We start from the raw sequence: 13400 nt of genomic DNA, 5'->3' as shown, positions 1-13400 counted from the left end.
GGGAGCAACATTATTTGGAGTTTTGATTCGGATTTATTATGGGATTTGCAATCAAAGCTTGAATCTCACCGATCAACTGCTTATTTTCTAAGAATGCGGCAACATTTTGGACTTGCTTTAACTCAGCAAGTCCTTTTTGCTTGTTAAAATGCAAAAAATCAAGCTTAGCTTCATAATATTTTTCGAACAATTTGAATGTCCCCATCGTAATGTTTTGAGTTTGCTGTTTTAACAAAGTCAAGGTTTTTGAAGCGGCGGCATAATCTGCGTTAGTAATCATGACATCAAGACAATTGGATAATACGATAGCAAAAATTTGGTCACTGTCACGATAATATTGGTATCTATCTTGAACTTTCAAAGCCTCGTGTAAGAGATTTTTCATAAGAGAATAGGGCAAAACAGAACAATTGTTGGCAAAAAAGCGCACATCGCTTAAGGTCCATGTGGATAAGTTGGAGAAATAATTGATAATAATAACCAGTTCTTTTGGCGCGGGCGCTAACTTTTTTTGATAATTTTGCAACGAACGATAACTGGCTAGCTGAACTCGTTTAATACTTTGGGGAGTCTTTTCAAGATTGTGGAGCTGCTGTTGAAAAGCGGTGATTTGATTCGAATTCCACGTATTACTAATCATATATTCGTAATAATGTTCGGGATTAGGTTGATAGCCATTTTGAATCCACTGAAATTCGTTCATAGTAATCATGAGATTTTCTAAAACGTGATTGAATTTGTCAGCGGCTAAAATACGCAATCCTTGTTCGAATTTAATCGCATTCGTTTTTGAACAAACATCAAGGTAGACAGCCTTCAAGGTTAAATTTTTATTTAAGCGAATTTGTTTGATGACTTCTCCGTACACGACACTGCACCTCTTTTGGTTAACTATAGTTTACCTTAACACTTTTCTGACTTAGTTTGGCATAGGCTGAATAAACATGGAGGTGAGTGGATGTTTAGTTTTTTGAAAAGAAATCCTTTGTTTACGCAAATTAGTTGTGCTAATCTGCTGTCTAAAATTGGTGATCGCTTATTTTACACCGCGATGTTGAGCACTGCGGCAGCTTTGCCACACAGTAAGATTGCAGTGATGATTGTGTCTGTTTCTGAAACCTTGCCGATTTTGTTTAGCTTTTTTCTAGGCAGTTTGGCTGATCAAAAACGAGGCAAGATGGATTTACTGATCAAAAATACGCTCTTGAGAGCTTTGCTGTATCTAGGAATTGGCGCGTTATTTCGTTATCCACAGACTTTATTGTTACTGATTTTAGCTTCGTGTTTTAACTTTGGGTCCGATTTAGCAGGCAATTATTCGTCGTCACTAATAGCGCCATTTACGAAAAATTTAATTCAATCAGACGAAATGACGACGGCACAAGGACTGCTTAGCATGGCTACACAGCTGATGAATGTGGCGGCAACTTTAATTGGTGCAATGCTGTTATCGTTTTTCAAGAAGTTAACAGTCGCAAACCTTAATGCGTTACTATTTGCGGTAGTAGGACTCGGTTTTGGGTTGATTAGACCGCAATTAAAACCCGTGGAAAATCAATTGCAGATTCATCCACAAGAAAGTGTCTTGGCAACTACTAAAAGAAATTTTCAGAGCTTATGGAACGATAAACCAGTGTTTAACAATTTATGCCAGTTAGCTTTGTTGAATGGTCTGTTTGGCGGCTTAACACCGGTATTTACGCTATTTATCCCACAAAATAAGTCCTTGGCTTTTTTGTCACAACCACTCAAAATTGCTTTATTATCTGGTCTAATTACGGTGGGCATGATTGTAGGTAATCTTTTGAGCACCAAAATTTGGGTGAATCGCTCAATCCAGCAATTAAATCATATCAGCAATCTCTTCGTAGCTTTTATCGGATTGAGTTTTTTACAAAATAGTCTGTACGGCATTTTGGTGCTGTCAGGAATATTGGCTCTGTTGTTAGGAATTGTTTCGCCCCGTTTTTCCGCCAGTATTATTAACCATTATTCCACGGAGCGCTTGGGCGGCATGATGACCACGGTTAATTCTTTGTTAGTTTTAATTCCACCAGTGACTAGTGTACTTTTCCCGATTTTATCCAATGTTAGTTTGACCACGGCGTATCTGGGATTTGTCGGTTATAGCGGTCTTTTATTTTTGCTTAATTGGGTGATTAGCAAATTATGTTAGATTTTAAATTTCTGCTTTGCCTTCGCGTTGCATCAACTGTTTAACTTCAGTTTGAACATCAGCATCTTGGTACAAAACTTGATAAATCGCCTGCGTAATCGGCATGTCAATGTGTTGTTGTTGGGCTAATTCATAAGCTGACTGACAAGTTTTGACCCCTTCGACGACCATGCCCATCTTGGCAATGACATCGGCTAATTTTTGACCTTGACCTAACTGATTGCCAGCCCGCCAGTTGCGCGAATGCACGCTGGTACAGGTGACAATCAAATCGCCGACACCAGATAAACCGGTGAAAGTCAGTGGATTAGCGCCCATGACGACACCCAACCGTGAAATTTCGGCGAGACCGCGGGTGATTAAGGCTGCTTTGGCATTATCGCCGTAACCTAAGCCGGCCAAGGTGCCACTGCCTAAGGCAATGACGTTTTTTAAAGCGGCTCCCAATTCTACGCCAATCAAATCGGAGTTAGTATAAACCCGAAAATAATCGTTCATAAATAGTTGTTGGACAGTTTTAGCGGCAGTCAAATCGGTACTTGCCGCCGTGATTAAAGTGATATCTTTTTTGGCAACTTCTTCAGCATGACTAGGTCCAGACAAGGCCACAATTCCACTTTGGTGGTTGCCAAGGACCTCTTGCAAAATTTGGGAGATGCGCAAATGCGTGTTTTGTTCCAAACCTTTACTGGCATGAACGATGAGCGGTTTTTGGTTATGTTGCGCAATAATGGGTTGAACTTGGGCGGCAACACTGCGAATGGCAGGCGTTGGCACCGTGAATAAAATGATATTGGCGCTCGTTAAAGCGGTTGTTAAATCCGTTGTGGCAGTTAAATTAATCGGATAGTGAAAATCAGCTAGATAGCGCTGGTTGGTGTGTTGCTGATTAATTTCGTTAACTTGATCAGTATTACGCGCCCACAAGGTGACGTCGTGCCCATTTTGCACCAAAATGCTGGCTAAAATGCTGCCCCATGAGCCCGCGCCTAAAACAGAAATTTTGTTTGACATGAATTTATCCTTCGTCGAATGAATTTGATTACTCCATTATACCCTTTGCATAGTAGCTTGGTTAGACCCGCAGTTGAAAATTAAATTGTTCTGACGCCGTCTGTGACTGGGCGTTGGTGACAGATTGACTGCGGGTTTCGCGTTTTTGGAATTGCTTGGGTGTGATATGAAAAATTTTTTTGAAGGAACGAATGAAGACATCAACATTTTTGAAGCCGATTTCGTGCGCAATTTCTTCAACGGACATTTTGGTCATGCTCAATAAATCCACAGCATATTCAACGCGCAAGTGATTGAGATAATTGTACGGCGTTAAACCCGTGTCAGTTTTGAACAGTTTGGATAAATAGACGCGTTCAAAACCAATGGCTTGACAGAGCTGGTTAATATTAATCGGTTCTTTGAAATGCTGCCCTAAATACGCGAGGGCTTGTTTGGTGCTGTCATGCAAAATGGTTGTCGTTGGTGCTTTGATTAACGGCTGATGATACCGGGCCAAACCGGATAATAATTCATAAATAATACTTTGCATCATGAATTCGTCAGCCAAGCCTTTATGCTGAAACGATAAACACTTTTGGATTAATTTTTTAAAATAAGTCGGTCGTTGCAGGTGAAAAACTAAGCGGTCTTTGTCGATTCCAATTTGGTGTAAATACTTGGCGGCCAATTTACCATCGAAACCAAAAAATAAGTATTGCCACGGTTGCTGATGAGCAGCGTGATAAGCAATCGGCATGTTGGGCGGCGTCAAAAAGCCGTCACTCGGACCCAATTGCCATTGTTGAGTCGTGGTTTGAAAGGTACCGTGGCCCTTTAAGACAATATGAATGAGATATTCATTGCGAATTGTGGGTCCATAAGTATGATCGGCGAGATTGACGGAAAAGCCAGCATGCGTTAACTGCAAATCATAATTTTGAAAGTGGCTCTGGTTAAAAATATTAACGATTTCTTGCATCATTGACCTTCCTTTGATAATGAATTGATGGAGCACATTTAGTCGATTTTAACACAAACAAGAATATTTAATCTCAAAAAGAAACTGTTTACAATAATGAATGTAAACGATTTATTTTTTAATAGCATCAATCAATTAAATACAGGAGTGGGAAAATGGCAAAATTTAAGACGCGTGTCTCTTATATGTTGGGGACTTTTGGCCATGATTTTTTTGCGGCGGCCATGTTGAATTATTTCATAATGTTTATTACCAACCATTTGTTTATTACAAGTAATAACAAATTTAATAATCAAATGATTGGTTTGATTACAACCACAATGGTAGTCATTCGGATTGCGGAGTTATTTATTGATCCATTTATTGGCAATATGGTTGATAATACGCATACGCGCTGGGGCAAGTTCAAACCGTGGGTGATTACAGGTGCCATTGTATCAGGACTGGCGCTCGCAATGTTATACACGACACTTGGTGGGCTGGCAACCAGTCATCCGATGCTGTACATTGTGGCTTTTGCAGTGATTTACATTGTGATGGATGTCTTTTATTCATTTAAGGATATTGGAATTTGGTCAATGGTGCCGGCGCTGACGTTGGATTCTAGTGAGCGCGACACGATTAGTACTTGGGGACGTTTGGGTTCCACGATTGGTGGCAACTTAGTGACTTTGGCGGTTGTTCCCATTGCCTTATTTTTCTCAGTACATTATAACGGTGGTCAAGGTGATCGGCGTGGTTGGCTGGCTTTTGGGATTGTCACAGCATTGCTTTCAATTTTAGGTGCATTGATTATTGGTTTGGGTACCAAGGAACAATCCACACCATTACGTGAAAACAAACAAAAAACGAGTACTAAAGATGTTTTTAAGATTTTGTTTCAAAATGATCAACTGATGTGGACGGCTGTGGCCCACTTTTTCTTTGCAATGGGTTGGGATTTAGTTAATTCGTTGTTGCTATATTATTTCACTTTTATCTTAGGTAATTCTTCCAAATTCGCTTTGTACGGAACCGTTAATTTCATCGTGGGAATGATTTCAGTTTCCTTGTTCCCAGCACTAGCGCATCGTTTTCAAAGACGCAAAGTCTTTTTAGTCGGGATTTCGGTGATGATGGTCGGCATCTTCTTATTATTCTTTGCGGACTTTTCGACGCCGTTTGTTATTTTTTCTGCCGCATTGGCAGCAGCTCCACAACCGTTACTATTTTTGGTTATTATGCTGACGATGACGGACACTATTGAATATGGACAATTAAAATTACATCATCGTGATGAATCGTTAGTTCTGTCCGTGCGGCCGTTGGTTGATAAATTAGCTTCCGCTATTGTCAACGGTTTGGTGTCAATTATTGTTATTGCGACGCATATGTCAGGTAATGCGAAAGTCTCTAGTATTACCAATGGTGATTCGGTTCAATTTAAGATGTATATGTTAGCGGTACCAATTATTTTATTACTATGTTCATTGTTCGTTTATTTGCGTAAAGTGAAAATTACAGAAGCCAAACATGCGCAAATTGTGACAGAATTAGAAGCCAGCTGGGGTCAAGAATATGCAGATACCAAGTCGACGGTGACGCAAGCAACGCCAGTAGATCAATTGACTTATACCGCTCCGGTTGCCGGTCAATTGCAATTATTAGAGCAAGTTGGCGATCCGACTTTTGCGGGTGGCAAAATGGGTAAGGGTGTGGCAATTATTCCGCAAAATGATCACCAAATTGTCGCACCGATTAGTGGCATCGTACAGTTATTGTTGCCAACCAAGCACGCCGTCGGCATTTTAGCAGATAACGGTTTGGTAACATTAATTCACGTGGGCATTGATACAGTGCAATTACGCGGCCGTGGGTTTGAACTCTTGGTTGAACGTGGACAAAGAGTTGAGCGCGGCGAACTGTTATTGAATTTTGATGTGCAAGTCATTCAACAAGCTGGTTTGGCTGATGATGTTTTGATGACAATTATTAATTCTAACGAATTAACCAAATTTGAAATTCTAGCAGCTGATCAACAATTCGTGCAAGCTAAAGAACCATTAGTTCAGGTAGATAAATAAAAAGGAGCAATTTGATGGCAGTAATTATTGATGAGCAACAACAAATTTTTCATTTACAAACACAACATACGAGCTATATCTTTCAAGTTTTGCCGACAGGGGATTTGACGCAATTGTATTATGGAGCCAGATTAACAGATCCGGTGAATTATCAAAATTTAGGGAAAGTGGAAATTAAAGATGCCACTACGGGGGTCATGGCGCAAGATCAGGAGTGGCAGTTTGACGTTTTGCGCCAAGAATACAGTGATTTGGGGCATGGTGATTTTCGCCAACCGGCTTATCAAGTAGAATTTGCGGATGGCGATCGAATTACGGAATTTAAGTATCAGCGTTATGAATTGCAGGCTGGCAAGCAACGTTTGGCGGGTTTGCCGTCAACGTTTGCGGAGGCTGGTGATGGCACACAAACATTACAAATTTATTTGCAAGACGCTAAAGCGCAGTTAACTTTAGTGTTGAATTACACGATTTTTGAACAGCAAGATGTGTTGGTCAAAAGTGTACAGTTTCAAAATCAGGGCTCCCAAACGGTACAAATTCGGCGTGCATTGAGTTTGCAGCTGGATTTGCCAGATCGTGATTATGATTTATTACAATTTCCGGGAGCTTGGGCACGAGAACGTCATTTAGTGCGCAATCCGTTACATGCGGGGGTGCAAAGTTTTGGCAGTTTGCGAACAGCTTCCAGTCATCAACATAATCCGTTCTTTATGTTGGCGCGGTCTCAGACCGACAATCAGCAGGGGGAAGTCTATGGCTTTAATTTAGTGTATTCAGGTAATTTTATGGATAGTCTGGAAGTGGATCAATTTGACACGACGCGCGTGTTGGTTGGAATTAATCCGGAAGAATTTAGCTGGCAATTGCAGCCACAGGCTAATTTTCAAACGCCTGAAGTTATTTTGACTTATACGCAGGCTGGTTTTAACCAAATGAGTCAGCAATTGAGTACCTTTTATCAGGATCATTTGGTGCCGCAACGTTTCGCGAAAAAAGTCCGTCCGATTTTGATTAATAATTGGGAAGCTACTTACTTTGATTTTGATGAAAAGAAGTTGTTAGCGTTTGTCGATCAGGCCCAAAAATTAGGCATCGAATTATTTGTCTTGGATGATGGCTGGTTCCAGGGTCGTAATGATGATACGACTTCATTAGGGGACTGGTTTGCGGACAAAACAAAATTACCGCAAGGAATCAAACACTTAGCAGATGCGGTACATCAAAAGGGGTTGCAATTTGGCTTGTGGTTTGAGCCGGAAATGATTTCGTTAGAAAGTCAGTTGTATCAAGAACATCCGGATTGGGTCATTCATGTCCCGGGACGGCAAATGACGCCGGGACGCCATCAGTATGTCTTAGATTTCACGCGGTCGGAAGTTGTGGATTACTTGTTTGATGCCATGAGCCAAGTGATGACAGCAACCAAATTAGATTATGTCAAGTGGGATATGAATCGTTATATTACGGAATTGTATAGTCCAACTTTGGCGCCCCAACAACAATTAGAGGCGGCACATCGCTATACTTTAGGAGTGTATCAATTATACGAGCGGCTAACTAAGGCGTTTCCAGAGGTTTTATTTGAATCTTGTGCTTCAGGCGGAGGACGCTTTGATTTGGGCATGATGTATTATGCGCCGCAAGCTTGGACGAGTGATGATACGGATGCTTTGGAGCGGCTGTGGATTCAATATGGCACTTCATTTGGTTATTCGTTATCAATGATGGGTGCGCATGTGTCAGCCAGTCCGAATGAACAAATTGGTCGGCAAACATCTTTAGCTACACGGGCGCGGGTTGCTTATTTTGGTGATTTTGGCTATGAGCTGGATATTACCAAAATGAGTGTTGAAGATTTGGCAACAATTAAAGAACAAGTGGCTTTTTACAAAAAGTATCGAACACTGTTTCAATTTGGCAAGTTTTACCGTTTACAAAGTCCGTATGCAGGCAATCAGAAGCAAATGAGTTGGGAAGTCGTCAATGACGACCAAACGTTAGCGATTGTGGCCGTTTACCAAATTTTGAAAGAACCGCAAGTGTTGAATTCGCGGGTTCGGTTGGCCGGTTTAAAAGCAGATCAGCGCTATCAAATTAATGACAGTTCGCAAACTTATTATGGCGATCAATTGATGAATGCGGGGATCGTCTTAGACAATTTGCCACCTAAAGATCCTGATTTTCAAGCGCGGTTATTGATGGTGCGAGCGGTTTAATTTTGAAATGATAAAAGGAGAGCAACTATGGCTGTGACGATAGCTACTTTGCAGACAAATTTTGAACAACGGTTTCAAGTATCTCCGCAGACTTTTTATTTTGCACCGGGGCGCATCAATTTGATCGGTGAACATTTGGATTATAACGGTGGTTACGTTTTGCCTTGCGCGATTAGTTTGGGTACTTATGCGGCGGTCGGCAAACGTGATGATTCGTTGATGCGTGTGTATTCACAAAATTTTGCGGACAGCGGCATTGGTCAAATTGATTTACAAAATTTGCAACTGCCCGCGCAAGAAAATTGGTTACGTTATGTCCAAGCAATGATTCAAGTTTTGGTGCAACAGGGACATCCTTTAGCGCATGGTTTGGATATTTTGATTCAAGGGGATTTGCCCAACAGTTCAGGTTTGTCATCATCGGCTTCGTTAGAACTGCTGATAGGTACGATTTTGAATCAAGAATTTCAGCTTCAAATTGAACCAGAGCAATTGGCCCGTGATGGTCAGATTGTCGAAAATGATTATCTGGGCGTGAATTCGGGCATGATGGATCAGTACGCGATTGCTTTGGGGCAAAAAGACCAAGCTTTGTTACTCAATACCAAGACATTGACTTATGAATATGTTCCGCTGCAACTACACGACCATCAAATCATTATTATGAATACAAATCAACCACGGACGTTAGCGGGTTCGCAGTATAATCAACGCCGCAAAGATTGTGAAACGGCTTTAAAAATTTTGCAGCAGCACGTAAAAATCGCGGATTTGTGTGATTTAACGCCAGCACAGTTAGATGAATATAGTTCCTTGTTAACGCAGCCACCGCTCTTGACCCGGGTTCAGCATGCAGTTTCAGAAAATCAACGGGTTTTGCGAGCTAAGCAGGTGTTGCAACAAGGTGATTTGAACACTTTTGGCCGCTTATTGAATGCATCGCATGTCTCTTTGGAACAGGATTTTGAAGTGAGTGGCGAAGCCTTGGATACTTTGGTTCATGCGGCTTGGCAACAAGGAATTTTGGGCGCACGAATGACAGGCGCTGGTTTTGGTGGTTGTGCGATTGCTTTGGTACCACAAAAGCAAGTGGCAGATTTTATTGCGCAAGTGGGGCAAATTTATCAAGCTAAAATGGGTCGCTCAGCAGATTTTTATGTTGCGCAGAGTGCGGCTGGTCCCAGATTGATTCAAGAGGGGTAATCGATGCCAACATTAATTGAACATTTTGCAGATTTAATTATTGCATCACAACAAACTTATCAACCATTGGATCGTCGTTATCTGATTAACGTCATTTATCAACAGGTGGGATCCACGCCAAAGTCAGCTAATTGGCCCACAACTTTAATCGCTACCGCGCGCCAGTTAGTGCGATATGCGGTAACTAATCGAATGATTGAAAATCGGCTGGCTGCTAAAGAGCGACTATTGGCGCAATTAACGGATCTTTATACACCGACACCAGCGCGGGTGAATCAACAGTTTTGGAATCAATATCAATTTAGTCCTCAGGCCGCAACGGATTATTTTTATCAATTAAGTCAAGCTAATGATTATATTAAGATGGCTGCCATTCAAAAAAATATTCAATTTCAAACTGCTAGTCCGTATGGTCGATTCGAAGTCACGATTAATTTGTCCAAACCCGAAAAAGATCCGCGAGCGATTGCTCAGGCGCAAAAGGTGGCGCAAAATTATCCGCATGATGCGCTGAGTTTTGAAAATGAAGGCTTCGCGGGTGATGCACAACATGCACCACGACGTAATCATCGACTTGTTCGTTTGACATTAGGTGGGCAAACGTTTGGCTTGCAATATTCACCGTATGCTTATTTTGAGCAACATTGTATTTTGCTGTCGCAAGCGGAGCAAGTGATGCATATTGACGCGTTGACCTTTCATAATTTGTTAGATGCAGTGGACCTATTTCCCCATTACTTTTTTGGGAGCAACGCTGATCTGCCGATTGTGGGCGGTTCGATTTTGGCTCATGATCATTATCAAGGTGGCCAACATGTTTTTGCGATGGATCGCGCACCAATTGTTCAAAAAGTAACTTTGGGTCGATTTCCAGATGTGCAGGCGGGCATTTTGCAGTGGCCGGTGTCAACTTTGCGTTTGCAAAGTACCAATAAGCAGCATTTGGTTCAAGCTGCGGAATTAATTTTGGCTTGTTGGCAACGCTATAGCGACCCTCAGGTGGGGATTGTGGCACAGTCTGATGGTCAGCAGCATCATACGCTGACGCCGATTGCTCGAAAACAGGGGTCGACTTATGAGTTAGATTTGGCATTACGAGATAATCAAACCTCTAAGCAATTTCCAGATGGGATTTTTCATCCGCATCCGGAGCTGCATCATATTAAAAAAGAAAATATTGGTTTAATTGAAGTCATGGGCTTGGCCATTTTGCCACCACGGCTGGTGCCTGAATTGACGGCGGTGAAGCAATTTTTGTTGGGACAAAAAGTCAAAGTTAACCCCATTCATCAGCCTTGGGTGCAGCAAATTCAACAAAAGCACCAAGTGACGGTGGCCAATGTGGATGCCACTTTGCAGACAGAATTAGGCCAAGTTTTTCAACAAGTGTTAGAAGATGTCGGGGTGTTTAAACAAAATGCGATTGGACAGGCTGCTTGGCAACGCTTCATTGCTGCCATTAATGTATTTGCTTCTAAAGATTAACCGAATCTGCCAAGTTAACTGCGAGAATGTGATAAAATTTGGATTATTTAGAAATATTTAGGAGGTAGTCATATGAAGCAGACCAAGCAACGAATCGTTGGCGGTGCAGGTGATACGACTCAAGGAGCAACGGCTTCACCTAAAGATAATTTATATCTAGCGGTGAACGGAGAATGGTTAAAAACAGCCCAAATTCCGGCTGACAAGTCACGGGTTGGCGGTTTTTCTGACTTAGATTTGGATATTGAAAAGCAGTTGATGCAAGATTTAGCCGATTTTGCTGCTCAAAAAAAAGCAGTTCCGAATACTTTGATGCAACAGGCAGTGGAATTTTATCGTGTGGCGGCCAATGTGGATCAACGTAATCAACAAGGTTTTGCACCGGCTCAAGCGGGTTATGCAGAGATTAAGCAAGTTGCTGACTTGACTTCATGGTCACAAAAATTGGCCACGTGGTTAGCGGCAGGCTATCCGTTGCCATTTAGTGTTTATATTACGGCTGATATGAAAGATACGAGTCAAAATATTATTGAATTCAATGCGCCCGGATTGATTTTGCCGGATACGACCTACTATGCAGATAATAATCAAAGTGGACAAAAATTATTAGCAGTTTATGAACAAACGGCTGCAAAATTGTTGCAAGCAATCGGTGAAACGGCTGCAGATGCCAAACTAATCGCACAACAAGCGTTGTTGTTTGATCAATCATTAGCCAAAGTCGTCAAAAGTGCTGAGGAAAAAGCTGATTATGTCAAAGATTACAATCCACAAAATTTAGCTGATTTTACTAAATTAGGTGGGGCAGTAGATTTCAAGAGTTTAGTTGAAGGTGCGGTGGCTGCTGATGTAGCAACCGTTAATGTCAGTGAGCCACGTTTTTACAAGTATTTTACTGAAATTGTGAATGATGAAACATTTGTAAACTTGAAGAGTTGGACTTTAGTCAACTATGTCATGGGTGCAGCGGCTTATTTGAGTCAAGATTTGCGTGCCATTGCCGGTGAATTTAGTTTAGCTTTAAGCGGTAATCAAGAATTGCAGGCGCCGTTAAAGCAAGCTTATCATTTAACAGGATCATATTTTGACGAAGTGATTGGGCAATACTATGGTCAAACGTATTTTGGTGAGCAAGCCAAACAAGATGTTGAGCAAATGGTCAAGAAAATGATTCAGATTTATCAACAGCGCATTAAGCAAAATGATTGGCTCAGTGAACCGACAAAGCAAAAAGCGGTTGTTAAATTAGACAAAATGGTTCTCAAAATTGGTTATCCTGATCAGGTGAACGCTGTTTTCCACAAATTGACGATTGATCCAGCGGAATCCTTGTGGGCCAATATTCAATCAATCACGGCCGTGTTGGTGGCAGATAATTTTTCGAAATTTAAAAAGCCTGTTGATCGCGGTGAATGGGCAATGCCAGGGCATTTGGTGAATGCTTGTTATGATCCTTCACGCAATGACATTACCTTCCCAGCAGGGATTTTACAGCCACCGTTTTATAGTTTAGAGCAATCAGCCAGTGCTAATTACGGTGGCATCGGGGCGGTGATTGCCCATGAAATTTCACATGGTTTTGATAATAATGGTGCTCAATTTGACGAATACGGTAATTTGAATAATTGGTGGACCGACGCAGATTATACAAAATTCAAAGACTTGACGCAAAAGATGATTCATGAGTTTGATGGTGTTGAATTTGCGACAGGCAAAGTCAATGGAACGTTAGTTGTGAGTGAAAATGTCGCCGATGCTGGCGGGCTTAGTTGTGCCTTAGAAGCCACCAAATCGGAAGCTGACGCGGATTTGCGAGCCTTCTTTGCTAATTGGGCACGTGTTTGGCGGACCAAATCCACGCCAGAATTGATGGAAATGTTTTTGAGTATGGATGTGCATGCACCAGCACCTTTGCGGGCAAACATTCAAGCTCAAAATATGGATGAATTTTATACAACCTTTGATGTTAGTGAACACGATGGAATGTGGCTCGAACCAGAACAACGGGTTAATATTTGGTAAACGAAATCAAAAAAAGGTAGCACTGAGCTGAAAAGTTCAGTGTTATTTTTTTGTGGCTGATGCGTAATAAGAGCTGTGAGATTACATAAAGAATTAGTTCATATAATAGTCTAAATTTTGATCAATCGTTTGATTAAAAACTTCAACTAACTAGAAATCCATGCTTTCTGTGCGATTTTTTCACAAGCAGATTAATTTTATTTTCCATGCAAACGCTATACTATGATGTTGTATTCAAAAAAATGTGCCATTTTATG

At 41.3% G+C, this 13400-nt stretch carries 9 protein-coding genes; 6 read left to right on the top strand and 3 right to left on the bottom strand.

The window, feature by feature from the left end:
• Positions 1-10: 10 nt before the first annotated feature.
• Entirely contained in the window at positions 11-868 is an 858-nt protein-coding gene (locus MOO45_RS07385) for an Rgg family transcriptional regulator (RefSeq protein WP_249514272.1), read from the bottom strand.
• Positions 869-958: 90 nt separating this feature from the next.
• Here MOO45_RS07385 and MOO45_RS07380 point away from each other — a divergent pair, with 90 nt between their 5' ends.
• On the top strand, positions 959-2176 hold the full coding sequence (locus MOO45_RS07380) for an MFS transporter (RefSeq protein WP_249514271.1): 1218 nt from the start codon (positions 959-961) through the stop codon (positions 2174-2176).
• Between the two features lie 3 nt (positions 2177-2179).
• On the opposite strand, the gene MOO45_RS07375 is transcribed toward MOO45_RS07380, so the two are convergent.
• Positions 2180-3190, bottom strand: a complete 1011-nt coding sequence (locus tag MOO45_RS07375) for an NAD(P)H-dependent glycerol-3-phosphate dehydrogenase (protein WP_249514270.1) — start codon at positions 3188-3190, stop codon at positions 2180-2182.
• Positions 3191-3251: 61 nt separating this feature from the next.
• Positions 3252-4154, bottom strand: a complete 903-nt coding sequence (locus tag MOO45_RS07370; RefSeq protein ID WP_249514269.1) for an AraC family transcriptional regulator — start codon at positions 4152-4154, stop codon at positions 3252-3254.
• A 152-nt stretch (positions 4155-4306) separates the two neighbouring features.
• Between MOO45_RS07370 and MOO45_RS07365 the strand changes: the two genes are divergently transcribed.
• From MOO45_RS07365 to MOO45_RS07345, 5 genes are all read left to right on the top strand, one after another.
• Positions 4307-6214, top strand: a complete 1908-nt coding sequence (locus MOO45_RS07365; RefSeq protein WP_249514268.1) for a glycoside-pentoside-hexuronide (GPH):cation symporter — start codon at positions 4307-4309, stop codon at positions 6212-6214.
• Between the two features lie 14 nt (positions 6215-6228).
• Positions 6229-8433: an alpha-galactosidase gene (locus tag MOO45_RS07360; RefSeq protein WP_249514267.1), complete on the top strand. Its 2205-nt coding sequence runs from the start codon at positions 6229-6231 to the stop codon at positions 8431-8433.
• Positions 8434-8466: 33 nt separating this feature from the next.
• Complete coding sequence (locus tag MOO45_RS07355) at positions 8467-9636, top strand: galactokinase (protein ID WP_317619051.1); 1170 nt, start codon at positions 8467-8469, stop codon at positions 9634-9636.
• Between the two features lie 3 nt (positions 9637-9639).
• Positions 9640-11121, top strand: a complete 1482-nt coding sequence (locus tag MOO45_RS07350; protein ID WP_249514265.1) for a UDP-glucose--hexose-1-phosphate uridylyltransferase — start codon at positions 9640-9642, stop codon at positions 11119-11121.
• Between the two features lie 72 nt (positions 11122-11193).
• Positions 11194-13143 (top strand): M13 family metallopeptidase, encoded by a 1950-nt coding sequence (locus MOO45_RS07345; RefSeq protein WP_249514264.1) that lies wholly within the window; start codon positions 11194-11196, stop codon positions 13141-13143.
• The last annotated feature ends 257 nt before the right edge of the window (positions 13144-13400 follow it).

Source organism: Bombilactobacillus folatiphilus (genome assembly GCF_023380265.1).
Classification (GTDB): domain Bacteria; phylum Bacillota; class Bacilli; order Lactobacillales; family Lactobacillaceae; genus Bombilactobacillus; species Bombilactobacillus folatiphilus.
Note: the sequence above shows the minus strand (reverse complement) of the source record. Positions and strands in the feature narration are given on the sequence as shown.